The sequence below is a fragment of the Burkholderia sp. Ac-20384 genome (assembly GCF_017104605.1).
GTDB lineage: Bacteria > Pseudomonadota > Gammaproteobacteria > Burkholderiales > Burkholderiaceae > Burkholderia > Burkholderia lata.
On record NZ_JAAGPE010000008.1, the window covers coordinates 1 to 23,985 of the forward strand.

Genomic DNA, 23,985 nt, shown 5'->3' on the forward strand with positions numbered 1-23,985 from the left:
TGGGCCGCGCCGCGAACTCACCGCTCCGCTTGCGCCGGCAGCCGAAGCGCGACCATGAAGCCGCGCGCCGTATTGCGCATCAGGATCTGGCCGCGATGCCGCGCCGCCGTCGCGCGGACGAACGCGAGCCCGAGGCCAAAGCCGCCGCGCGCCGCGCCATGCGCGGATTCGAGCTGCACGAACGTCTCGGTCGCGGCCGTGCGCTGCTCCGGCGCGATCCCGGCGCCGGTATCCTCGACACCGATCAGCCATGCACCGTCCTCGCTGCTGAGCGTGCAGTGCACGTCCGTGCCGGCCGGGCCGTACTTCAACCCGTTGTCGATCAGGTTCGCGACCGCGCGCGTCAGCATCATGCGGTCGCCCATCGTCACGCATTCGGTATCGGGCACGTGCGCGGCGACCCGGCTGCCGAGCCCAGCCGCCTTCTCCCACAGCTGGTCGACGGCGTCGAGCACGATCTCGTTGAGACTCACGACTTCGTGCGCGCGGCGCTCGGACTGCGCGCGGGTCAGGTGGATGAAGCCGTCGGCCAGCGCGAGCGCGCGCCGCGCATGGCCGGCAATGCGCTCCATGATCGCCGGCATCTCGCCGTGCTCGGTCCGGTAGACGTCGAGCAGCGCGAGGATCGAGGTCTGCGGCGAACGCATGTCGTGCGACAGGAAATCGAGTGCCTCGTCGCGCTGCCGGGACATCAGGTAGGAATTCGAGTGATAGCGGATGCGGGCGGCCAGTTCCATCGCGTCGGGGAGCTTCACCAGATAGTCGTTCGCGCCGGCGATGAACGCCTCGCGCTTGACGATCGGCTCCTCCTTCGCGGACAGCACGATGATCGGCACGCGAGCGGTGCCGGCGTCCGCACGCCACGCGCGGACCAGATCGAGGCCGTCGATCTCCGGCATCACGAGATCCTGCAGGATGACAGTCGGCTTCACGTCGCGCGCCACCGCCATCGCCCGGTGCGCATCGGTGCACACATGCAGGTCGATGTCGTGTTCGCTGCGCAGCGCGCGGCGGATCACCTCACCGACGAACGGTTGATCGTCGACGAGAAGGACCGATAACCCCGATTCAAGACAATCCGAGGCATTATCACCGCTCGATTCTTTCATAAATACAGTTTCAAACGCCGATTCTCCAATCGATTCTTTCATAGGAGTTGTTTATCAGACTTGGACGCTATCTTATTTTGGCGGTTGAAAAACCCGCCTGATTCCGCCGATATGGCCTGTCGGCGCTGCCTTGCAGGGCTCCGGACGCCGATTTCTCCCCGTTGGCGGCCGCATTACCTCCGCATCCTTTCTCTCAATAAACATAACCGGCTGATTCTAAATGAAATTAGAACACAGCATCTATCTCCTTCCGGTTTAGTTTTGCCAAATATGCAGAATGAGACGGAAACAGTTAAATCAGATCATTTCCGGATTCGAAAGACGATAACGTTTGCGACACCGGCGCGATAAGGTTTGCATGCGCTGCAAGGCTGGCTGCCTGCCGCATTCAAGGGCCGGATTAGAATCCGCGCAATCGGCGGGTGCGGGAAAGAAAAAAAGCGCACCGGGCAGCGATCGGCCCGGGCGCGCTTCGGGCCGGCTGGCACCGGCTGCTCGATGGCGGGATGACGAAGGCGTGCGGCCTTACCCGCGCGCGTGCTGCGCGGACACTTCCTGCAGGTCGAGGTCGCGTTCGAGCGCGTGCAGCATCTCGTCGTGGATGTGGCCCGAACGGTGCAGGCGCAACAGTTCGGTGCGCCCGGCCTTGATCGCGGCCAGCACGACGTCGTAGTGTGCGGCACGCACTTCTGCCGGATACGTGGGCTCGTTCTTCGCCCGCTCGGTCAATTCCGCGCGATACGTGTACTGCTCGAGCAGGCGCGGATGGATCACGACCCCGTTCTCGTCGCGCACGAGCGGCTGGATCGCCGCGAGCTGCGCCGCCTCGATGTACGCCCACGTCTGCGGCTCGGTCAGGTGGTGCGCCGCGCGTTCTTCGCGCTGCGGCAGGCGCAGCAGCCGGATCAGCGGCCCGATCGTCGTGCCCTGCAGCAGCACGGTGACGAGGATCACCGCGAACGACGCGACCAGGATCACGTCGCGGCCGGGCATCGCCTCGGGCAGCGACAACGCGATCGCCAGCGTGACGACGCCGCGCATCCCGGCCCAGCTCATGATCGTCGCGGCTTTCCAGTCGGGCGCTTCGCCGCGCCGCGCGATCCCGCGCACCGGCCACTTCAGAGCCTCGACCGCGTAGATCCACACGAAGCGCGACACGATCACCGCCGCCAGCACCGCGAACATCGGCGACACCATCGTGGCGAGCACCTGCTCGAAGCCGCCGAGCCGGTGGATCGCGCCGCGCAGCGACAGCCCGATCAGCACGAACACCATCGCTTCGAGCAGGAACACGATGACCTGCCAGAATGCGGTGCCGCGCGTGCGCACGGCTGCCGAGAACACCTCGTGCTGGTGCCAGCCGACGATCATGCCGGCCGTGACGGTGGCGATCACGCCGGACACTTCGACCATTTCCCCGGCGATATACGCGATCCAGCCGGCAATCACCGCAACGGTGATCACGAGATAGTCGTCGTCGAGCAGCTTCAGGAACCACACGACGAGCTTGCCGACCACGATGCCGACCACCACGCCGCCGAGCCCGAGTTCCGCGAAACCCACGACGGCGTGGCCGAGGCTGAAGGTGCCCGACAGCGCCGCGACAACCGCAAAGCGGAACAGCACGAGGCCGGCCGCGTCGTTCAGCAGGCTCTCGCCTTCAAGCAACACCATCAGCCGGCGCGGCAGCGCGACGCGCTCGAGCACGGCCTTCGCGGCAACGGCGTCGGGCGGCGACACGATCGCGCCGAGTGCAAAGCATGCGGCCCACGGCAGCGACGGCGCCACCCAGTGCACGGCAAAGCCGACCGCGAATGTCGTGAACACGACCGCACCGATCGCCAGCAGCAGGATGCCGCCGACGTTGCGCTTGAACTCCTCCCACACCGAGAAGTACGCGCCATCCATCAGCAGCGGCGGCAGGAACACCAGCAGCACCAGTTCGGGATCGAGATTGATCGGCGGCAGGCCGGGGATGAACGCGATGCCGATGCCGCCGATCAGCAGCGCGGCGGCGGGCGGCAACCGCAGCCGCTTGGCGATGCATTCGAGCGCGACGATCGCAAGGAATGACAACAAAACCAGCTTGAATGCCGAGACGGGAGACATGAATCGACCTCGTGAAGAATGAATTCGCGCTTTCCGGTGTCGTACCCCGGTCGGCAGTTTGGCGCGATTACATCACGAGGCGCGGCCCGCAGTCGAGCGCGTTCGGGCAGCGCGCTACGGGCATATGGCAAGCCCGGTGCCGGCCCGGTGCGTGCGACGCCATGAAAAACGGCACGCGGGCCGGCCCGATCGCCCGCCCGCGTGCCGTCGCGGCACCGCGCTGCCTGCGCGTTACCGGCGCCGCACGACCATCAGTCGCGGCTCGGTCATGTCCTCGATCGCGTAGCGGATCCCTTCGCGGCCGAGGCCCGAATCCTTCACGCCGCCGTACGGCATGTTGTCGACACGGAACGACGGCACGTCGTTGATCACGACGCCGCCGACTTCCAGTTCGTCCCACGCGCGCTGCGCATGCGTGAGCGAATCGGTAAACACGCCGGCCTGCAGCCCGAAATCGCTGTCGTTCACGCGCGCGAGCGCATCGTCGAAGCGGTCGAACTTCTCGAGGATCGCGACGGGGCCGAACGCCTCCTTCCGGTACAGGTCCTGCTCGTGCCCGACGTTCTCCAGCAGCGTCGCCTCGAACATCGCGCCGTCGACCTTGCCGCCCGCGACGATCTTCGCGCCTGCCGCGACGGCCGCGTCCATCCAGCCCGACAGCCGGCGCGATTCGGATTCGGAGATCATCGGGCCGACGAACGTCGACGGATCCTTCGGATCGCCCATCTTCAGCGAGCGCGTCTTCGCGATCAGCTTCTCGCGCAGCGCGTCGTACAGATCGGCATGCACGAGGATCCGCTGCACGCCGATGCAGCTCTGGCCCGACTGGTAGTACGCGCCGAACGCAAGGCGCTCGACCACGTAGTCGAGCCGGTCGCGCTGGTCCGCATCGACGATCGCGGCCGCGTTGCCGCCGAGTTCCAGCACGACTTTCTTCTTGCCGGCCTTCTCCTTCAGCGCCCAGCCGACGGCCGGCGAACCCGTGAACGACAGCAGCTTGAAACGCTCGTCGGTCGTGAACAGGTCGGCGCCGTCGCGATGCGCGGGCAGCACCGAGAACGCGCCCTTCGGCAAGTCGGTTTCCGCGAGCACCTCGCCGATGATCAGCGCGCCGATCGGCGTGCGGCTCGCGGGCTTCAGCACGAACGGACAGCCGGCCGCAAGCGCCGGTGCGACCTTGTGTGCGGCGAGATTCAGCGGGAAGTTGAACGGCGAGATGAACGAGCACGGGCCGACCGGCACGCGCTTCGTGTAACCCGTATAGCCCTGCGCACGCGCGGAGATCTCGAGATTGATGATTTCACCGTCGATGCGCACCGATTCCTCGGACGCCACGCGAAACGTGTCGATCAGCCGCGTGACTTCGCCCTTCGAATCGTTGATCGGCTTGCCGGCCTCGATGCACAGCGCCTCGGCCAGCTCGTCGAAGCGCTCGCGAAAGCGCGCGACGCAATGGTCGAGCACGGCCTGCCGCTTGTAGGCCGGCAGCTCGCGCATCGGCTTCGCGGCATCCACCGCCGCGCCGATCGCCGCGTCGATGGCCTTCGCGTCGGCCAGCGCGACTCGCGTTGCGACCTTGCCGCTGAACTTGTCCGTCACTTCCAGATCGGTGTTCGCATAGACGGCTTCGTTGGCGAGGTAGTACGGATAGGTTTCCTTCAACATGGAACGACTCCTTCCTGTGAACGGGACATTCAGAGTTGCGCCGACAGGCGCTTGATCTCGCGGTTCAGCACGCGCTCGTTGTCCGAGTAGTCGATCGGCACGTCGATCACGTGCACGCCCGGCGACGAGAAACACTCGCGCAGCAGCGGCTCGAGATCGTCGGCCGATTCCACGCGATGCCCGTGCGCGCCGTAGCTTTGCGCATACGCGACGAAATCGGGGTTCTGCAGCGTCATCGCGAAATCGGGGAAGTTCATGTTCTCCTGCTTCCAGCGGATCATCCCGAACGCGTCGTCGCGCACGATCATCACGACGAGGTCGAGCTTCAGCCGCACGGCCGTTTCGAGCTCCTGCGAATTCATCATGAAGCCGCCGTCGCCGCACACGGCGATCACCTTGCGCTGCGGATGCACGATCTTCGTCGCGATCGCCGACGGCAGGCCCGCGCCCATCGACGCGAGCGCGTTGTCGAGCAGCAGCGAATTCGGCTCGTGCGCGCGCCAGTAGCGGGCGAACCAGATCTTGTACATCCCGTTGTCGAGACAGACGATGCCGTCGACCGGCATGGCGTTGTACAGATCGTTGACGATCCGCACCGGGTACATCGGGAAGCGCGGATCGTGCTGGCCCTTCTCCAGATGAGCGTCGAAATGCTCCTTGATCATCGCGAAGCGTGCGAAATCCCAGTGCGGCTGCGGCGCGAGCGCCTCCTTCATCTGCCACACCGCGTTCGCGATGTCGCCGACCACCTCGATCTGCGGGAAGTAGACGGGGTCGACCTGTGCACCGAGGAAGTTCACGTGGATCACGGTCTTGTCGTCGGTACGCATGAAGAACGGCGGCTTCTCGATCACGTCGTGACCGACGTTGATGATGCAGTCCGCATGCTCGATCGCGCGGTGCACGAAATCGCCGTCGGACAGCGTCGCGTTGCCGAGCCACAGCGGGTGCGTCTCGTCGATCACGCCCTTGCCCATCTGCGTCGTGAAGAACGGGATGCCCGTCTTGTCGACGAATTCGAGCAGCATCTTGCAGGTGGTCTTGCGGTTGCCGCCCGCGCCGATCATCAGCAGCGGATGGCGCGCGGCCTGGATCGCGTCGACCGCATGCGCGACCGCCTTCTCCTCGGCCACCGGCCGCCGGCTGTAGCTGCGCGGGATCGGCTTGCCGTCGCCCTCCTCGTGCGCGATGTCTTCCGGCAGTTCGAGGTGCGCGGCGCCCGGGCGCTCATCCTCCGCGCGACGGAACGCCTCGCGTATGGCCGACGGGATGTTGCCGATCGACACGATCTGCCGCGTGAACTTCGTGAGCGGCTGCATCATGTCGACCACGTCGACGATCTGGAAATGGCCCTGCTTGCTGGATTTGATCGGCTTCTGCCCGGTGATCATCAGCATCGGCATGCCGCCGAGCTGTGCATACGCGGCGGCCGTCACGAAGTTCGTCGCGCCGGGCCCGAGCGTGGCGATACATACGCCGGTGCGGCCCGTCAGGCGGCCGTAGGTGGCAGCCATGAACCCGGCCGCCTGCTCGTGCCGGGTCAGCACGAGCTTGATCTTCGATCGCCGCAGTGATTCGAGCAGATCGAGGTTTTCTTCGCCGGGAATGCCGAACACGTACTCGACGCCTTCGGCTTCCAGCGCCTTCACGAACAGATCCGATGCTTTCATGGGGACTCTCGGTTGATGCCGCCTGCCCGGCCTACGGACACGCAGCGTTCAGAACGCGCGCCGGCCTACGGCACGCGGACGCTTTACCTACTGGACACAAACCACGGCACTGCCCGCCGCGCAACGCGCGCTGCACGGCGGCGCCTCCGGAAGCCGGAGGACAAGCGGACCCGCCCGCGCGCGGCAAGCACGCACGGGCGGCAAAGACGTTTTTGATTGTAGACGGATTCGGAAGATCCCGACTTCGGCCGAACGGCCAATCGGCACGCAAACGAAGCGCGCGGCCCTACTGTAGCGGCAACGCAAATCAACACATCAGACTTGTGAACCATGGTTGACACATTGCAATCCGTGCCCTACAGTGCGCCTACGTTCAGCATCCGGACCACCGACGTCTTCGACGCCTGGTTTGCCGGCCTGCCGGATCGCGTCGCGAAGCGCCGCATCCAGGCACGCATCGACCGCCTCTCGATGGGCAATCCGGGCGACTGGAAGTCCGCCGGCTCGCCGGTCGTCGAGATGCGGATCGACCACGGCCCGGGCTATCGCGTCTACTACGTGAGGCGCGGAACGATCTGGGTCATCCTGCTCTGCGGCGGCGATAAATCGACGCAACAGGCCGACATCCGCGCCGCGCACGCGATGCTCGCGCATCTCGACATGGAGTAACCGATGGACAAGATCAGCACCCGGCCGTGGGATTCGGCCGACCACCTGAAAACCGAAGACGACATGGCCGACTACTTCGAAGCGTGCCTGCAGGAAGGCGGCGACGATCCGGCCTTCATCGCGCACGCGCTCGGCGTGATTGCGCGTGCACGCGGCATGTCGCAGGTCGCGCGCGATGCGGGCCTGTCGCGCGAAGGGCTGTACAAGGCGCTGTCGCACGACGGCAACCCGAGCTTCGGCACGATCCTGAAAGTCATCAAGGCGCTCGGCCTGCAACTGCACGGCTCGAAAGCGCACGCATGATGCGGGGGCGCGCCCCGTCGCGCCCGCCGCGCGATGCCGGTGGCCGCGTCAGTGCAGCCAGCCGGCCGCCCAGCGCGGCACCAGCGACACCAGGTACAACCCGAGCCCGATCAGCCCGCCGACCAGCGTGCCGTTGATGCGGATGTATTGCAGATCCTTGCCGATGTTCAGCTCGATCTGCCGCGACATCTCGCCCGCATCCCAGTTACGCACCGTGTCGCGGATGTGACGCATCAGGAAATCCGCGAAATCCGGCGCCATCTCGTGCACGGCCTTCTCGACGTGCTCGTTCAGCGACGCGCGCAATGCCGGGCTCTCCGAGAGCCGCGCCCCGAGCCAGCCGCCGAGCATCGCGGCCTGCCGGTGCAGCGTCGAATCGGGGCGCGCAAGATCGGCCTTCAGCCACGCGCGCAGCTGATCCCACAGGTCGCGCACATACTCGTTGAACGCGGCGCCGTCGCGGATATAGCGCTTGATCTCCTCGCCCTTCTCGATGAAGGCGGGATCGTGCTTCAACCGCTCGGTCAAGCGCACGACCGTCCGGTCGAAGCGCTGCCGCAGCTCGTGCTCGGGATCGGCCGCCACGCCTTCCAGCACGCGGCTCACCGCGCTCGCGAGCATCCGCGCGCCGTTCTCGCCAAACCACTGCGTCGGCATGATCTTCTCGACCTTCGGGTACTGCGTCTTCAGCCATTCGACGATGAAGCCCGCGATCACCTCGCGGTTCTCCTCCTTGTCGAGCACGTCGACCACCTGTTCGATCGCGTCGTCGAGCAGCGCCTGGTGGCGGCCGTCCTTCGTCAGCGTATCGAGGATCGCGCCGGCCGACTGCGACAGGTCGACCCGGTCGATCACCGCGCGAAACGCGTCGTGGACGAACGACTGGATCCGCGCGTCGTCGGTCATGTCGAGCGCGAAACTCATCAGCTTCGTCACATAGCCGCCGAGCGCCTCGGTGTTCGCCGGCTCGCCGAGCCACGCGCCGAGTTTCTGCGCGGGATCGTGCTGGCGAATCTGCGCGGCGAGCGCGTCGGGGCCGAGGAATTTCTCGCGCACGAACACCGCGAGGTTGTCGGCGATCTTGTCCTTGTTCTTCGGAATGATCTCGGTATGGCGCGACACGAACGGGATCGGCACGCGGCGGAACAGCGCTACGACCGCGAACCAGTCGGCGAGCGCGCCGACCATCGCGGCTTCGGCCACGGCCTTGACGCCGTCGACCCACGGGCCGCGCGGCAGCAGGATCGTCGTGACGAATACCGCGACGGCGGCCAGCAGCAGCCACAGTGCGCGGCGCTTGCTGCGTTTCAGTTCGAGGGCTTTGTCTGGCGTCATGGGCAACCGGTCGGGCGAACGATGCCGCCAATATGCACCGAGTCGACGGCCGCCGACAAATGACCGACCCTTTTTGATGAGCTGATCGCGGCAGCCGTGAACCGGGCGACCGAGCCGTTCACACCCCGCTTTTCAGCCGACGACCCACCCGCCTCCGGCTGGCTTCCTCCCTTCGCAACGACCGCCCCGGCACGTCCCGTCGCCCGCTCAGCCTTGCCAGCCGGACTGTCTCTCAATCTCGCGTTTACCCGGATAGCACGACGTCGTCGCGTCCGCTCAGACTGTATTCACATTTCGAGACACTGTCTCTCATATAGAGACGAACATCATGCTCAAGACACTCAGCAGCGCGCTGCAACTGATGCAGTACTTCACCGCCCAACAGGCCGTATGGGGCGTCCGCGAACTCGCGAAGGAAAGCGGCGTGCATCACGCGATCGTCCATCGCGTGCTTGCGACGTTCGCGGCCGAGGGCTATCTCGTGCAGGACGACGCGGGCCGCTACGCGCTCGGGCTGCGCTGGTTCGAGATGGGCGAGATCGTGCGGCGCTCGCTGTCGCCGTCGCAGATCGTCGAGCCCGCGCTGCACCGGCTCGCGCAGCAAAGCGGCGAGACCGTGTTCCTGTCGCTGCTCGACGGTTACGAAGGGCTGTGCCTCGACATCGCGCACGGCGACCAGCAGTTGCGTTTCTCGATCGAGGAAGGCCAGCGCTTCGCGCTGCATGCGGGCGCGCACGGCAAGGCGATCCTCGCGTTCCAGCCCGATGCGATGCGCGACGAAGTCTTCGCCCGCGCGACGAAGGCCGGCCAGACCGTCGACCGCGCGGCCATCGAGGCACGCCTCGACGTGATCCGCGAGAACGGCTGGGCCTATACCCGCGAAGAAGCGGCCACCGGCGTCGCGGGCCTCGCGGTGCCGCTCACCGCAAAGGGCAGCCGCTCGGTCGCCGGATCGCTCGCGATCTCCGGGCCGATGCAGCGTCTCGACGAATCGGCCGTGCCGCGCCTGCTCGACGCGCTGAACGACGCGCGCCGCAAGATCGAAAGCGTGCTCAGCCTGATGCGCTGAGCACGTTCCACCACCCGTTACCGCTGTCGCACACCACAACAAACGACAGGCATCCGGAGGAGAACCCATGAACGCCCTTCAAGACGCGCCGGCCGGCGAACCCGCCGCGCCCGCCACCCCGCCCGGCGCCACGCGCGTCCGTTTCGCCGAACCCGTGCTGCTGATCGTGTCGGTCGTGCTGTCCGTGCTCGGCGCGATCATCGGCATGCAGCTGATCGTGTCGCTCGGCATCTCGGCGAACACGTCGATCATCGGTGCGCTGATCGCCATCGTGTTCTCGCGCATCCCGCATGAACTCGCGCGGCGCTTCCGCGTGCTCGAACGCCAGAACCTCGTGCAGACGGCCATCTCGTCGGCCACGTTCGGCGCGGCGAACTCGCTGATGATCCCGATCGGCGTGCCGTACGCGATGGGCATGCCCGAACTCGCGACGCCGATGCTGATCGGCGCGCTCGCCGCGATGCTCGTCGACGGCACGATGCTGTACCTGCTGTTCGGCAGCCGGATCTTCCCGGTCACGGGCAGCTGGCCGTCGGGCGTCGCGACCGCCGAAGCGATCTGGGCCGGTGACCGTGGCGGTCGCAAGGCCGCGTTCCTCGGGATCGGCGTCGCGGTCGGCGTGGCCGGCGCGTGGCTCGGCATTCCGATGTCCGCGTTCGGCGCGGCCTTCCTCGGCAACCTGGCCGCACTGACGATGTTCGGCCTCGGCCTGCTGATCCGCGGCTACTCGGTCGCGCTGACCGGCGTCGACATCGCGAAGGCCTACATCCCGCACGGCGTGATGATCGGCGCGGGCATCGTCGCCATGCTGCAGGTGTCGACCGAGATCCGCCGCGCGCGCCGCGCGCCGGTCGACGAAGCGGGCACCAGCGACGTGTCGCCGCTGCGAGCTGGTCGCATCCTCGGCCTCGGCTACGTGGTCTACATGCTGATCGCGCTCGTGATCGTCGGCTGCACCGGCGGCTTCTCCGAAATGTCGACCGGCATGCTGATCGTGTTCGTGCTGTATGCGGCGTTTTCGGCGTACATCCACGAGCTGATCGTCGGCATCGCCGCGATGCACTCGGGCTGGTTCCCGGCCTTCGCGGTCGCGCTGATCACGCTGACGATCGGCATCCTGATCGGCTTCCCGGCGCCCGCGCTCGCGGTGCTGGTCGGCTTCTCGGCCGCGACGGGCCCCGCCTTCGCCGACATGGGCTACGACCTGAAGACCGGGTTCCTGCTGCGCGGCTCGGGCCAGGACCCGGCCCTCGAAATGGCCGGCCGCCGCCAGCAGTTCCTCGCGGCCACGCTCGGCTTCGTCGTCGCCGGCATCGTGGTCGTGCTGTTCCACCACGGCTTCTTCAGCCGCGACATGCTGCCGCCGGTCGATCGCGTCTACGCGGCGTCGATCAAGGCCGGCTCGTCGTGGGACATCGCACGCGACCTCGCGATCTGGGCCGTGCCCGGCGCGCTGCTGCAGTGGCTCGGCGGCGCGAAGCGCCAGCTCGGCGTGCTGCTGTCGACCGGCATGCTGCTCACGTCGCCGCTCGCGGGCTTCGCCGTACTGATCGGCCTCGCGATCCGCTTCATCCTGCTGCGCACGCGCGGCGAACGCGACATCGCCGAGATGAGTGCGTTCGCGGGCGGCGTGATCGCGGGCGATGCGCTCTTCAGCTTCACGCGCTCGCTCATCAAGCTCAAGTAATCCGTTTCACCGACAGGACTTCAGATGGACATCACTGCAATCCGCGCCGATACGCCGCTGACCGCATCGACGATCTACCTCGATACGGCCGCCGCGTCGCTGCCGCCCGAGCCCGTGCTCGACACCGTCAACGACTATCTACGCGACACCGGCCGCGTCGGCATCTACTTGCCCGCGTTCCGCAAGGCCACCTATGCGCGCGTCGATGCCGTGCGCACGCAGCTCGCCACCTTCCTCGGCGCACAGGCCGACGAGATCGCATTCACGAAGAACGCGACCGAAGCGATCTCGCTCGTCGCGCAGGGGCTGCGCTGGCAGCCGGGCGACGAAGTGCTCGTCGCCGATACCGAGATGCTCAGCAACCTGCTGCCGTGGAAGCGGCTCGAAGCGACGCACGGCATCGTCGTGAAGATGATCGCCGCGAACGACGAAGGGCTGCTCGCGCCGGACGCCTTCGCGCAGGCCATCACGCCGCGCACGCGCCTGCTCACGTTCTCGCACGTGCCGAACTCGTCGGGTGCGCTGCAGGACGCCGCCGCGCTGTGCGCGGTCGCGCGCGCACACGGCGTGCTGTCGCTCGTCAATGCATCGCAAAGCGTCGGGATGGTCCAGACCGACGTGCGCACGCTCGGCTGCGACTTCCTCGCGGGCTGCGGCCGCAAGGCACTGCGCGCGACGGAAGGCTCCGGCTTCCTCTACGTGCAGCGCGACCAAATCGACACGCTCGAACCGGTGCTCGCCGGCTGGTGGAACGGCGCGTACGACCGGACGACCGGTGCGCTGTCGTTCGTCGCCGGCGCGAAGCGCTTCGAAGCCGGCTGCCCGATCGTGCCGGCGATCCTCGGCCTTGGCGCCGCGCTCGACTACGCGCAGCGCATCGGCGTCGCGCAGATCGAGGCGCGCGTGCGCGACCTCACCGCGTACGCGGTCGAACGCTTCGCGACGCTGCCCGGCTTCGAGCTGTACGGCCCGCGCGATGCGGCGCGCCGCATCGGCATCGTGCCGTTCAACCTGCGCGGCATCGATCCCGCGACGATCGTCGCGGCGCTCGAGGCGCAGCACTGCATCATCGAAGCCGGCAACTTCATGGCCGACGCGATCCTCGCGCGCTACGGCGTGTCGACGATGGCGCGCGTGTCGCTGCACTACTTCAATACCCGCGAAGAAATCGACCGCGTCGCCGAGCTGATCCGCGCGGCGGCCCGCTGACCCCTGCCCTACCCGACCCGACTACCGATACAGAAACAGGAGCCACCATGAACCAACGCTTTCTGCTGATGAGCAGCTCCCGCAAGGACGCGCTCGGCTATCTCGAACACGCAACCGAACAGATCCACGCGCTGCTCCGCCACGAAGCGCGCAAGATCGTCTTCGTGCCGTACGCCGGCGTATCGTTCAGCTTCGACACCTACGAAGGCATGGTGAAGCCGGTGTTCGAGAAGCTCGGCTACGCGCTCGAATCGCTGCATCACAGCACCGACCCGCGCAAGACGATCGAGAACGCCGATGCGATCGCGGTCGGCGGTGGCAACACGTTCGCGCTGCTCAAACGCATGTACGACGCGAATATCGTCGACGCGATCCGCGCGCGCGTGCACGCGGGCGTGCCGTACGTCGGCTGGAGCGCGGGCAGCAACGTCGCGTGCCCGACGATCCGCACGACCAACGACATGCCGATCGTGCAGCCGCCGACGCTGCGCGCGCTCGGCCTCGCGCCGTTCCAGATCAACCCGCACTTCATCAGCGGCAAGCCGGCCGGCCACAACGGCGAGAGCCGCGAGGAACGTCTCGGCGAATTCCTCGACATCAACGCGCCCGAGCAGGTATTCGCGCTGCCCGAGGGCTCCGCGCTGCTGTCCGACGGCACGACGGGCACCGTGCTCGGCGAGCGCGGCGCGCTGCATTTCGCGAGCAAGACCGACGTGCGCACGCTTGCGGAGAACGTCACCTTCCCGCTCGCCTCGATCACCGGCCCGGCGGGTATCGACCCGTGGCCTGACTTCCAGAAATAAGCGCCGGTTACCCCTTTTAAAAAAACAGTCCCATATCGGTTAGGAGACCTTTTCATGAAGAAGCAGCTTGCCGGACTCGCGCTGTTGGCCGGCGCGACGGGCGTCGCGCATGCCCAGTCCACCGTGACGCTGTACGGCGTCATCGACGTCGCGATCGGTTACCAGACGCACACCAATCCGTCCGGCGATCGCACGATCGGCCTGCAGCAGGGCAACGAGGGCTTCCTGTCCGGCAGCCGCTTCGGCCTGAAGGGCAACGAGGCGCTCGGCAACGGCTGGAAAGCCGGCTTCACGCTGGAGAACGGCTTTCTCGCGAACAACGGCAAGCTCGACCAGCAGGGCCAGTTGTTCGGCCGCCAGGCGTTCGTGAAGCTCGGTCACGAGCGCTGGGGCGAGCTTGCGCTCGGCCGGCAGTACACGACCGGCAACACGATGCTGTACTACGTCGATCCGCTCGGCGTAGGCGCCGCGCCGACCAATTCATGGCAGGTCTACCTGGTCGGCCAGCGCTACGACAACGCGGTCAGCTACACCGGCACCTACGGGCCGATGCAGGTGATCGCCGAGTACGCGTTCGGCGGAATCGCAGGGGACACGCGGGCACGCTCGTCGATGTCGCTCGGCGTCAAGTACGAATCGGGCCCGGTGACGCTGATCGGCGATGCGCAGCAGACACGCGACACGCAAAGCCGCCGCGCGCGGATCTACCTCGCCGGCGCGAAAGCCGCGATCGGCAGCGTGAACGTGTTCGCGAACTACCTGCACAGCGATCGCGACGCCGGCTTCGATTCGTCGAACGGCGGCGCCGACACCGCGTCGATCACGAGCATGGCGTCCGGCTCGCCGACCGCCGCCGTCACGATCAACTCGGTGTTCGACTCGCATCGGCGTGACGACTTCTTCACCGTCGGCGCGAGCTGGCGCGCGACGCCCGTGTGGAACTTCGTGGTCGCGGGCATGCACAACCGCACGCTCGCCGACGGCTTCAACGGCGCGCGCAGCACCGTGTACGGCGTCGCCGACTACAGCCTCAGCAAGCGCACCGACGTGTACGTCGCGACGTCGTACGAATGGACGCGTGGCGGCTGGTCCGGCCTGTTCGGCAACACGACGACCAACGCGGCAGCCGCGAAAGGCTCCGCACTCAACGGCCGCAACGAGCAGCTTTCCGTGCTGCTCGGCCTGCGGCACTTCTTCTGACCCACCGCGCATTCGACCGATGCGGCCCGCGGCGCGGCGCACGACCGCCGCATCGGCAACCTGAATCAAGAGGCATTCGATGGCACTGAAACAGACCCTCGTCATTTTCGACGCGCTCGATGGCGCGACCGTCAACGGGCAGCACATTGCCGCGCTGTTTGCGCCGTATGCGGCGCATGGCGTGACGGTCGAGGTCACCACGGTCAATAACGAACCGCCGGAAGACCCGACGAAGACGACCGACTTCATCACGATCGTGATTCCCGGCTCGCGCGGCAAGACGGCCGGCGGCGATGCACGCACGCTCGGCATCGTCGGCCGCAACGGCGCGATCGGCGCGCGGCCCGCGAAGTTCGGGATGGTATCGGACGCGGACGGCCCGATCGGCTCGCTCGCGGCCGCACTGAAACTCGCGGAGATGAAGGCGAACGGCGACGTGCTGCCCGGCGACGTGATCGTCACGACGCACCTGTCGACCGATGTATCGATGAGCGAGAACAACGGTGTGCCGTTCATGGGGATGCCGGTTTCGTCGGCCACGATGAACCGCCATGAAGTGACGCCCGACATGGATGCCATCCTGTCGCTCGATGCGTCGAAGGGCAACCGGATCGTCAAGCAGCGCGGCTTCGCGCTGTCGCCGACCGCGATGCAGGGTTACATCCTGCGGATGGCGCCGGACCTCGTGTCGATCATGGAATCGACGACCGGCATGCCGGCCGTCACGTTCCCGATCTCACTGCAGGACATCACGCCGTACGACAACGGGCTGTCGCACTTCAACAGCATCATGCAGCCGCACGTCGGCACCGACAAGCCGGTGGTCGGCGTCGCGATCACCGCGCGCGCGGTGGTCGGCGGCAGCGATTCGAGCGCGAGCCACGAAGTCGATCTGGCCGAAGCCGTGCGCTTCTCGGTCGAAGTCGCGAAGCGCTTCACGGCCGGCGCGTGCGAGTTCTACGACGCGAACGAATGGCGCAAGATCCGCAATGTGTATCCGGACCTGAGCGTGTTCCAGGGTTACGGCAACGCCGCTTGACGAAGCAGCGTGCGGCGCGGCCGGATGATCGGGCCGCGCCTTCCCTGTTACATGAACGTCTTCAGATTGACTGCCGGATCCGCAAGCTTCACCGGGTCCGGCACCGCCCCCGCCGCAATCAAGCGACGCGATGCGCCGATGTCGCGCCCCAGGTTCGCCGCGGCCACCGCGACGATCTTGCCGTCATCCCCCAGCCCGAACACCGTGAACGGCCCGTTTGCGGGATCGCCGCGCACGACGACCGTGCGCTCGCTGCCGAACAGCCCGAGCATCTGCAGGTTGCAGTCGTACTGATCGGACCACAGCCACGGCAGCTCGGCATAAGTCTTGTCGGCGCCGAGCACGTTCGCGGCTGCGACGGCCGGCTGGTTTTCGGCCACCTGCCACGATTCGATCCGCACGTGACGCCCGAGCAGCGGATTGAAGTGCATCGTCACCTCGCCCGCCGCAAAGATCGCGGGATCGACCGTGCGGCAGCCCGCGTCGACGCGTATCCCGTTGTCGACATCGAGTCCGGCCGCCTGCGCGACCTCGACGTTCGGCACCACACCGATGCCGACCACGACGAGGTCGGCCGGCACGTCGCCACGATCGGTCTCGACGATCGCGCCGCCGCCCGGTGCGCGACGGATCGCGCGCGGCAGCGTCGCCATCTGGAAGACCACGCCGCGCGCATCGTGCAACTGATGCGCATACGCGCCGACTACTTCCGGCAACGCGCGCTGCAGCAAGCGCGGCGCCGGATCGATCACCGTCGCCTCACAGCCGAGCTGGCGCGCCGCCGCCGCGACCTCGAGGCCGATGAACCCGCCGCCGAGCACCGCCACGCGACGCCCCGGTGAAAGTTGCGCGCGCAACGTACGTGCATCGTCGACCGTACGGACGTAATGCGGCTTGACGCCTTCGTCGATCGCACCACCGAACGTGCGCACCCGCGAACCCGTCGCGAGCACGAGCCGCGCATAAGGGAGCGTCGTGCCGTCGTCGAGCCGCACGCGCTGAACATCGCGCTCGATCGCGTCGACACGCGTGCCGAGCCGTAACTCGATGCGCTGCGCGTCGTACCACGCCGCATCGCGCACGAACGCACGCTGCTCGCCGCCGTCGTTCAGCAGCGCATCCTTCGACAGCGCCGGCCGGTCGTACGGCAACTCGCGCTCGGCGCCGATCATCACGATGCGCGCCGCCGCATCGCGCTCGCGCAGCGCTTCGGCGGTGCGCCGCGCCGCATGCCCGGCGCCGACGATCACGAACGGATCAGCCGACATTGACTTCCACCTGCCCGCCGACGATCCGGATCGGATAGGTTCGCACCGGCTCCGTGATCGGCGCGCATTTCGGCGCACCGGTGCGGATGTCGATCAGCCCCTGGTGCAGCGGGCATTCGACGCAGCCATCCTCTACATAGCCTTCGGACAGCCGCGCATGGCCGTGCGTGCAGAGATCATGCATCGCGAACAGTTCGTCGCCGATCCGGAACACGGCGATCGGCTTCTGGCCGGCGACGCGCGCCGCCGGTTCGTCTTCGGAGAATTCGTCGAAAGCGCCGAGCGGATGCCACTCGGTAAGCGTTGCTTCGGTCATGTCTGTTCCTTGCTTCCGTATCAGATCGGGGTGGCGAGCAGCGTCTGCACGCGCGACGTGTCGTAGATCACCCGCTTGGTCTTGTAGCGCAGCCCGTCCGGCGTGCGCACGACCGTGTCGTAGTACTTGCCGGCCTGGTACACGTTCGACTCGCCGTTGCTGCGCGTCTGCACGACGACGTAGTTGCTCTCGGTGTCGATTTCGCCGTCGCGTTCCGCGACGATCGTCAGGCCCGACGTCATGTGCCGGTACGTGTGCTCTTCATAGATGTTCGCGTGCCGCAGCGACACCACGCGGTCGCGCAGCATCCGCTGGTTCGTGCAGTGGACGATCCCGACCGGCAGCCCGAGGTCGGCGTTTTCCTTCGGCACGATTTCGTACGTGCAGTCCTCGGTGAACATCGTCGGCCATGCTTCGAGCCGGTTGTTGTCGAGGTGCCCGATATAGCGGTTCTGGAGCATGTAAATCTCGAACCACGTCTTCATGTCTTCCGTCAGGTTTTCCATCATTCCGCGCTCCCGCTTCAATAGCCCATCAGCTTCTGGTAGCCGACCCAGAACTTGCGGATCAGGCTTTCGGTGATCACCGTGTCCTGCTGGTCCGGATTGCCGCGCGACATCTCGATCACCGACGTCGCGTCGCCGTCGCGCACCGTGCCGCGCTGCACGAGCTCGGTCGCCTCCGTGTCCTCCATCGAGATGTAGCCGGCCGGCCCGACGAGGTTCGCCTGCTTGATGCGCAGCGCGCGCAGCTCGGGCGTATCGTCCGCGTAGCCGAAGAAGTGGAAGATCAGTTCGAAGTTGTCGGGGCCTTTCGGCAGGATCTGCCGTGCGACCAGCGTGTTGTGGATCTGCTGGATCACGAGCTGCGGGAAGATCGGCTGGATATGGTTCGTGCAGTCCTCGTCGTATTCCGACACGAGGTCGAGAATCGATTCGTCTTCCAGATGAAAACCTTCGTCGAACGAGCGGATGTTCTGCTGCTTGTACGCGGCCGACGTATCGTCGCCCGTCTTCGTCACCGTGATGATGCTGTGCAGCCCGTGGTTCGCATCCGGGATCGAGCGCGCCTTCATCCCGACGCGGAAGATGTTGAAGGTCGTATGGAACAGGTGCAGCATGCTCGCGTGATACGGGTCCTTCACGTTCTCCATGTACAGCTTCCAGTTCGACTTCGAATACTGGCGCGTACAGCCGAGATACTCGATCGGCTTGTGGAAGATCCGGTCGATCCACGGCCGCATCTGCTCGCCGAGATAGTCGGGCAGCGGCATCACGTCGTCGCTGAAGGTGGCGAACACGAGCCCGCGATAGCTGTCGACGCGCAGCTTGCGCAGCCCGTGCTGCTTCGGATCGAAGTCGGCCGGCATCCCGGACATCCCCTTCTGGCCGCGCCGGAACGGCACGCCGAGCAGGTTGCCCGCGTTGTCGAAGCTCCATTGGTGATAGACGCACGTGTGCGAGCTCGCGTTGCCGCGCGACTTGCGGCACACCTGCGCGCCGCGGTGCGCGCAGCGGTTCACCCACGCGGACAGCGTGCCGTCCTCTGTGCGCGTGACGACCACCGGCGTATCGCCGACGAACGTGCTCTTGAAGTCGCCGGCGTTCGGGATTTCCGCTTCCAGCGCGACGAAGTTCCACGTCGGGCCGCGGAAGATGCGTTCCTGCTCGCGATCGTAGACCGCGCGCGAGCTGAACACCTTGTACGGCACGCGCGAGCCGTCTTCGTGCGGAAAGTTCACGTCGGATGCGTCGTCGCGCGTGGCGAAAACGACGGGCGATTCTGTCTGCTCCATGTCGGACTCCTGGTCGATCCGTTTCGTTGAATGCATGGAGCCGATTTTTGAAAAGCTAATATTCGCCGTCTATCCGGAAAGTGCGATTGCGGCGGTGCAATATCCACTTTCGGCGGATTTCTGCGCTAGCATGACGGCACACACGACCCGGCGCACGATCGCGACCCATTGATCGGATCGAAGCGCACGCCGTCTACACCAAGGCTGATGCCCATGTCCCCAACGTCGTTCGAGCCGCTCGCGCTGCGCGCGCACCGGCTGTTCGAATCCCGCGATCTCGACGAGACGCGCGAGCGGATCTCGCGCGTGATGCAGCCGCATGCGCTGCTGCCGAGCGGCCGCACGCGTGGTGCGTCGCACATGGATTTCGTCAGGCTCGGCGGGCTCGGGATCGGCACGATTGCGTTCGGCGACGCGATGCGCGTGCAGGTCGACGCGGTCGACGGCTACTATCTGCTGATGTTCTGTTTGTCCGGCCAGGCCGAGGTGCGCGCGATGGGGCGGCAGCTCGGCGTCGACGGCCAGACCGGCGTGCTGTGCGCGCCCGGCGAGCGCTTCGACGCGGTGCTGTCGGCTGATTGCGAGCAGTTCGTGCTGCGCATCGACGCGGCGACCGTCGGCTCGCTGACCGGCGACCCGCGCGCGACGCTCGATCCCGTGCTGCACGTCAGCGACGCCGCGCTTGCCGCGTGGCGCCAGCAGCTGATGCTCGTCGCACGGTCACCCGAACTGCTCGAACGCGCGAACGCGAACCCGCGCGTCGCGTCCCAGCTCGAGCACCTGCTGATCGACCTGCTGATCGAAGGCCACCCGCCGTCCGTACTGCAGGCATCGCACCGCGACCCGGCACCGGGCTTCGTGCGGCGCGCGCAGGAATTCGTGAACGCGCACTATGCGCAGCCGCTGCAGCTCGCCGATATCGTCCAGGCCGCCAACGTGCCGGAGCGGACCCTGCGCGACGCGTTCCTGCAGTTCCGCGGCATGAGCCCGATGCAATACCTGCGCGCGACGCGGCTCGACCATGCGCGCGAGCTGCTGCGCGGCTCGGCGTCCGACCGGCGGATCGCCGATGTCGCGCTCGATTGCGGGTTTACGCACCTGGGGCGATTCGCGATCGCGTATCGGGAGAAGTTTGGCGAATCGCCGTCGGAAACGCTCGACGGGAAGCGCTGACGCCGCGTACGCTCGCGCGGCCGGCGGCTTGCCCGGCCGGCTCTCGACCCTGCCCGGAACGACATGAAACCGCGACGCGCTCCCCGCATTTGCGGGCGACTGCCGAAACAGACCGTTAGTTGCGATTTATAGAAACAACGACGGTCGTCACCCCGCCGGCACGATCATTTCCCGCGCGATCGCGCAAAACGCCGCCGTGACGGCGCTTTCGCCGTGCAGCCGGCGGCTCATGATGATCGGCGACGTCGCGGCCGGCTCCGGCAACCGCCGGTAGACCACGCCCTTCACGCGCACGCCCTCCACACTCTCCGGCACCAGCGACACGCCGACCTGCGCGGCCACCAGCCCGAGCGCCGTCTGCAGCTCGCGCACCTCGTGAACGGCCGCCGGCACCATCGCGCCGTCGCGCAGCGCGGACAGCTGCTGATCGGCGAAGCTCGGCCGCGGCGTACTCGGATAGACGATCAGCGTCTCGCCCGCGATATCCGCGAGCGTCAGCGGCCGGGCCGGATCGGCAAGCGGATGCCCGACCGGCAGCGCCGCGATCAGCTTTTCCTCGATCAGCGCCTCGCGCACCAGCTGGTCGTCGTCGAAACGCAGCCGGCCGAACCCCACGTCGATCCGCCCGCCCTTCAGCGCGCCGAGCTGTTCGAGCGTGAACATTTCGATCAGCGACAGTTCGACGTCCGGCTGCGCCTCGCGAAACGCGCGGATCACGTCCGGCAGCGCGCCGTACAGCGTCGACGGCACGAAGCCGATCACGATCCGCTCCGACAGCTGCGCGAGCCGCCGCGTCAGCGGGCCGAGCTCGTCGGCCTGGTCGACGAGGCGCTTCGCCTGCGCATAGAACACGCGCCCCGCATCCGTCAGTTTCAGCGGCCGCGCACCGCGCTCGAACAGCGGCAGCCCGATCTCGTCCTCGATCGCCTGGAGCTGGCGGCTGAGCGGCGGCTGCGTCATGTGCAGCCGCTCGGCCGCCCGCGTGATGTTCATTTCCTCGGCGACGGCGATGAAGTAGCGGAGCTGACGCAATTCCATTTCATGCCTCAAAGGTATGGAAGTAGTCGGAAAGAGTGTTGGACGACGCGGGGCGGGAATTCCTACCATGTGCACCAACAGGAGGAATCGCATGATAGCAACTGCCGCCACCATCGAACGCATCGAGACGCTACTCGTCGACGTGCCGACGATCCGGCCCCACAAATTGTCGGTCGCCACGATGAATTGCCAGACCCTCGTGCTGGTCCGTGTTCGATGCACGGACGGTATCGAAGGCGTCGGCGAGGCGACCACCATCGGCGGCCTCGCGTACGGCGAGGAGAGCCCCGAAAGCATCAAGGTCAACATCGACACCTACTTCGCGCCGCTGCTGCAGGGCATGGACGCGACGCGTCCGGGCGCTGCGCTGGCGCGCGCCCGCAAGCTGTTCCAGGGCAACCGCTTCGCAAAGTGCGCGATCGAGACCGCGCTGTTCGACGCGCAGGCGCGCCGCCTCGGCGTACCGCTGTCCGAACTGTTCGGCGGCCGCCGAACCGATGCGGTCGATGTCGCATGGACGCTCGCGAGCGGCGACACGCAGCGCGACATCGCGGAAGCCGAAGCGATGCTCGACGCGCGCCGCCACCGCGCGTTCAAGCTGAAGATCGGCTCGAACGCCGTGGCCGACGACGTCGCACACGTGATCGCGATCAAGCGCGCGCTCGGCGAACGCGGCGACGTGCGCGTCGACGTGAACCAGGCATGGAGCGAGACCGACGCGATCTGGGCCGGCGCACGGCTGGCGGAAGCCGGTGTGAGCCTCGTCGAGCAACCGATCGCCGCGACCAACCGCGCGGGGCTGAGACGCCTCACGCAACTGGCGCAGGTGCCGATCATGGCCGACGAAGCGCTGCATGGCCCCGTCGACGCGTTCGCACTCGCGCAGGATCGCGCAGCCGACGTGTTCGCGGTGAAGATCGCGCAATCGGGCGGCCTGCAGGGTGCGGCGAGCGTCGCGTCGATCGCGGCGGCGGCCGGCATCGAACTGTACGGCGGCACGATGCTCGAGGGCGCGGCCGGCACGATGGCGTCCGCGCAACTGTTCAGCACGTTCGACTCGCTGAAATGGGGCACCGAGCTGTTCGGCCCCCTGCTGCTCACCGAGGAAATCCTCGTCGAGCCGCTGCGCTACGAGGATTTCAAGCTGCACCTGCCGGCGACGCCCGGCCTCGGCATCACCTTCGACTGGGCCCGCATCGAACGGATGCGACGCGACGCCCGTTGACCCCACACGACAACCGAAACCGGAGACACAGATGAACAAGCAAGCCATCGACGCACTGCTGAAGACCTTCGACGACGCCGCCGAGAAGCCGGGCAACCCGCGCGTGCGCGCGATCGTCAACCGGATCGTGAAGGACATCTGCTACACGATCGAGGACTTCGACGTGCAGCCGAGCGAATTCTGGACGGCGCTGAACTACCTGAACGAGGCCGGCAAGGAACTCGGCCTGATCGCCGCCGGTCTCGGCCTCGAACACTTCCTCGACGTGCGGATGGACGAAGCCGAAGCGAAGGCCGGTATCCAGGGCGGCACGCCGCGCACGATCGAAGGTCCGCTGTATGTTGCCGGCGCACCGGAATCGGTCGGCCATGCGCGTCTCGACGACGGCACCGATCCGGGCCAGACGCTCATCATGCGCGGCCAGGTGCTCGGCCACGACGGCGCGCCGGTCGCGAACGCGCTGGTCGAGGTGTGGCATGCGAACCATCTCGGCAACTACTCGTACTTCGATCAGTCGCAGCCCGCGTTCAACCTGCGCCGCTCGATCCGCACCGATGCCGACGGCCGCTACAGCTTCCGCAGCGTGCTGCCGGTCGGCTACAGCGTGCCGCCGGGCGGCAAGACCGAGCAGCTGCTCGACCAGCTCGGCCGCCACGGCCATCGTCCGGCGCACATTCACTTCTTCGTTTCGGCGGACGGTTATCGTAAGCTGACGACGCAGATCAACATCGATGGCGATCCGCATCTGTGGGACGACTTCGCCTTTGCAACGCGCGAAGGGCTGATTCCGGCAGTGAAGCAGGCGGAGGGCGCGGAAGGCAAACCGTATGGCGTCGACGGGCAGTTCGCGCTGATCGACTTCGACTTCTCGCTGCTCAAGGAAAAGCAGGACGTGCCGGGCAGCGAAGTCGAGCGAGCCCGCGCGCAGGCGTGAGTGGCCTTCCGATTCGACGAACCGATAAAGCAAGGAGTGCAGGATGCTGTTTCATGTGGAAATGACCGTCCGTCTGCCGACCGACATGGATCCGGTCAAGGCGGCCACGCTGAAGGCCGAAGAAAAGGCGATGTGCCAGCGACTGATGAACGAAGGAACCTGGCGGCACCTGTGGCGGATCGCCGGGCAGTATGCGAACATCAGCATCTTCGACGTCGAAAGCGTGCAGCAGCTGCATGACCTGCTGAGCCAGCTGCCGCTGTTCCCGTATATGGAGATGGAAGTGCGGGCGCTGTGCCGGCATCCGTCTTCGGTGCGGGAAGACGATCGCTAAGCACGCGGTCGAGCACTGACAGGAAAAACGGGCGG

Annotated in this window: 22 protein-coding genes; 12 read left to right on the plus strand and 10 right to left on the minus strand. The window is 66.7% G+C overall.

The window, feature by feature from the left end:
- Positions 1 to 17: 17 nt before the first annotated feature.
- From G3O00_RS02815 to G3O00_RS02830, 4 genes are all read right to left on the minus strand, one after another.
- The gene (locus G3O00_RS02815) at positions 18 to 1,151 is read right to left on the minus strand and encodes a hybrid sensor histidine kinase/response regulator (protein ID WP_011355902.1); all 1,134 of its coding nucleotides are present in this window, start codon (positions 1,149 to 1,151) and stop codon (positions 18 to 20) included.
- Positions 1,152 to 1,634: 483 nt separating this feature from the next.
- The gene (locus G3O00_RS02820; RefSeq protein ID WP_011355903.1) at positions 1,635 to 3,218 is read right to left on the minus strand and encodes a Na+/H+ antiporter; all 1,584 of its coding nucleotides are present in this window, start codon (positions 3,216 to 3,218) and stop codon (positions 1,635 to 1,637) included.
- Positions 3,219 to 3,449: 231 nt separating this feature from the next.
- Positions 3,450 to 4,883 (minus strand): aldehyde dehydrogenase family protein, encoded by a 1,434-nt coding sequence (locus G3O00_RS02825; protein ID WP_096474907.1) that lies wholly within the window; start codon positions 4,881 to 4,883, stop codon positions 3,450 to 3,452.
- 29 nt (positions 4,884 to 4,912) lie between these two features.
- Positions 4,913 to 6,553 (minus strand): acetolactate synthase large subunit, encoded by a 1,641-nt coding sequence (locus G3O00_RS02830; RefSeq protein ID WP_174931860.1) that lies wholly within the window; start codon positions 6,551 to 6,553, stop codon positions 4,913 to 4,915.
- Between the two features lie 330 nt (positions 6,554 to 6,883).
- Between G3O00_RS02830 and G3O00_RS02835 the strand changes: the two genes are divergently transcribed.
- Together G3O00_RS02835 and G3O00_RS02840 are read left to right on the plus strand one after the other, a co-directional pair.
- A complete protein-coding gene (locus G3O00_RS02835; protein ID WP_175013291.1) occupies positions 6,884 to 7,222 on the plus strand; it encodes a type II toxin-antitoxin system RelE/ParE family toxin in 339 nt (112 codons plus the stop codon).
- A gap of 3 nt (positions 7,223 to 7,225) precedes the next feature.
- Entirely contained in the window at positions 7,226 to 7,525 is a 300-nt protein-coding gene (locus G3O00_RS02840; RefSeq protein ID WP_069251007.1) for an addiction module antidote protein, read from the plus strand.
- Positions 7,526 to 7,573: 48 nt separating this feature from the next.
- Here the strand turns inward: G3O00_RS02840 and G3O00_RS02845 are convergent, their stop codons facing one another.
- Positions 7,574 to 8,860 carry a DUF445 domain-containing protein gene (locus G3O00_RS02845; RefSeq protein WP_206141975.1) on the minus strand — a complete coding sequence of 429 codons (1,287 nt, stop codon included), beginning with the start codon at positions 8,858 to 8,860 and terminating at the stop codon, positions 7,574 to 7,576.
- A gap of 328 nt (positions 8,861 to 9,188) precedes the next feature.
- Here G3O00_RS02845 and G3O00_RS02850 point away from each other — a divergent pair, with 328 nt between their 5' ends.
- The 6 genes from G3O00_RS02850 (at position 9,189) to G3O00_RS02875 (ending at position 15,867) form a co-directional block, all read left to right on the plus strand.
- Positions 9,189 to 9,929, plus strand: coding sequence for an IclR family transcriptional regulator (locus G3O00_RS02850; RefSeq protein ID WP_206141976.1), 741 nt, complete (start codon positions 9,189 to 9,191; stop codon positions 9,927 to 9,929).
- Between the two features lie 67 nt (positions 9,930 to 9,996).
- Positions 9,997 to 11,616, plus strand: a complete 1,620-nt coding sequence (locus G3O00_RS02855) for an OPT/YSL family transporter (protein WP_206141977.1) — start codon at positions 9,997 to 9,999, stop codon at positions 11,614 to 11,616.
- Positions 11,617 to 11,640: 24 nt separating this feature from the next.
- Positions 11,641 to 12,825: an aminotransferase class V-fold PLP-dependent enzyme gene (locus G3O00_RS02860; RefSeq protein WP_206141978.1), complete on the plus strand. Its 1,185-nt coding sequence runs from the start codon at positions 11,641 to 11,643 to the stop codon at positions 12,823 to 12,825.
- A gap of 47 nt (positions 12,826 to 12,872) precedes the next feature.
- Entirely contained in the window at positions 12,873 to 13,628 is a 756-nt protein-coding gene (gene pepE, locus G3O00_RS02865; protein ID WP_206141979.1) for a dipeptidase PepE, read from the plus strand.
- A 54-nt stretch (positions 13,629 to 13,682) separates the two neighbouring features.
- Positions 13,683 to 14,828, plus strand: a complete 1,146-nt coding sequence (locus G3O00_RS02870; RefSeq protein WP_206141980.1) for a porin — start codon at positions 13,683 to 13,685, stop codon at positions 14,826 to 14,828.
- Positions 14,829 to 14,907: 79 nt separating this feature from the next.
- A complete protein-coding gene (locus G3O00_RS02875; protein WP_206141981.1) occupies positions 14,908 to 15,867 on the plus strand; it encodes a DUF1177 domain-containing protein in 960 nt (319 codons plus the stop codon).
- 47 nt (positions 15,868 to 15,914) lie between these two features.
- Here G3O00_RS02875 and andAa read toward each other — a convergent pair whose 3' ends face one another.
- From andAa to andAc, 4 genes are read right to left on the minus strand one after another with little or no spacing between them, the layout of a single operon-like run.
- A complete protein-coding gene (gene andAa / locus G3O00_RS02880) occupies positions 15,915 to 17,135 on the minus strand; it encodes an anthranilate 1,2-dioxygenase system ferredoxin--NAD(+) reductase (protein ID WP_206141982.1) in 1,221 nt (406 codons plus the stop codon).
- Positions 17,125 to 17,451: an anthranilate 1,2-dioxygenase ferredoxin subunit AndAb gene (gene andAb / locus G3O00_RS02885; protein WP_174931851.1), complete on the minus strand. Its 327-nt coding sequence runs from the start codon at positions 17,449 to 17,451 to the stop codon at positions 17,125 to 17,127. Before andAb ends, andAa begins: the two co-directional genes overlap by 11 nt.
- A 20-nt stretch (positions 17,452 to 17,471) precedes the next feature.
- Positions 17,472 to 17,960 carry an anthranilate 1,2-dioxygenase small subunit AndAd gene (andAd, locus tag G3O00_RS02890; RefSeq protein ID WP_011355917.1) on the minus strand — a complete coding sequence of 163 codons (489 nt, stop codon included), beginning with the start codon at positions 17,958 to 17,960 and terminating at the stop codon, positions 17,472 to 17,474.
- A gap of 14 nt (positions 17,961 to 17,974) precedes the next feature.
- Positions 17,975 to 19,246, minus strand: a complete 1,272-nt coding sequence (gene andAc, locus G3O00_RS02895) for an anthranilate 1,2-dioxygenase large subunit AndAc (protein WP_174938784.1) — start codon at positions 19,244 to 19,246, stop codon at positions 17,975 to 17,977.
- 213 nt (positions 19,247 to 19,459) lie between these two features.
- On the opposite strand from andAc, the gene andR reads away from it, so the two are divergent.
- On the plus strand, positions 19,460 to 20,419 hold the full coding sequence (gene andR, locus G3O00_RS02900; RefSeq protein WP_174931849.1) for an anthranilate 1,2-dioxygenase regulatory protein AndR: 960 nt from the start codon (positions 19,460 to 19,462) through the stop codon (positions 20,417 to 20,419).
- A gap of 147 nt (positions 20,420 to 20,566) precedes the next feature.
- On the opposite strand, the gene G3O00_RS02905 is transcribed toward andR, so the two are convergent.
- Positions 20,567 to 21,457 (minus strand): LysR family transcriptional regulator, encoded by an 891-nt coding sequence (locus G3O00_RS02905; protein ID WP_206141983.1) that lies wholly within the window; start codon positions 21,455 to 21,457, stop codon positions 20,567 to 20,569.
- Between the two features lie 91 nt (positions 21,458 to 21,548).
- Here G3O00_RS02905 and G3O00_RS02910 point away from each other — a divergent pair, with 91 nt between their 5' ends.
- The 3 genes from G3O00_RS02910 to catC are packed head-to-tail and all read left to right on the plus strand — an operon-like array spanning position 21,549 to position 23,950.
- A complete protein-coding gene (locus tag G3O00_RS02910) occupies positions 21,549 to 22,682 on the plus strand; it encodes a muconate/chloromuconate family cycloisomerase (RefSeq protein ID WP_206141984.1) in 1,134 nt (377 codons plus the stop codon).
- 31 nt (positions 22,683 to 22,713) lie between these two features.
- On the plus strand, positions 22,714 to 23,616 hold the full coding sequence (gene catA, locus G3O00_RS02915) for a catechol 1,2-dioxygenase (protein WP_206141985.1): 903 nt from the start codon (positions 22,714 to 22,716) through the stop codon (positions 23,614 to 23,616).
- Positions 23,617 to 23,659: 43 nt separating this feature from the next.
- The gene (gene catC / locus G3O00_RS02920; RefSeq protein WP_206141986.1) at positions 23,660 to 23,950 is read left to right on the plus strand and encodes a muconolactone Delta-isomerase; all 291 of its coding nucleotides are present in this window, start codon (positions 23,660 to 23,662) and stop codon (positions 23,948 to 23,950) included.
- The last annotated feature ends 35 nt before the right edge of the window (positions 23,951 to 23,985 follow it).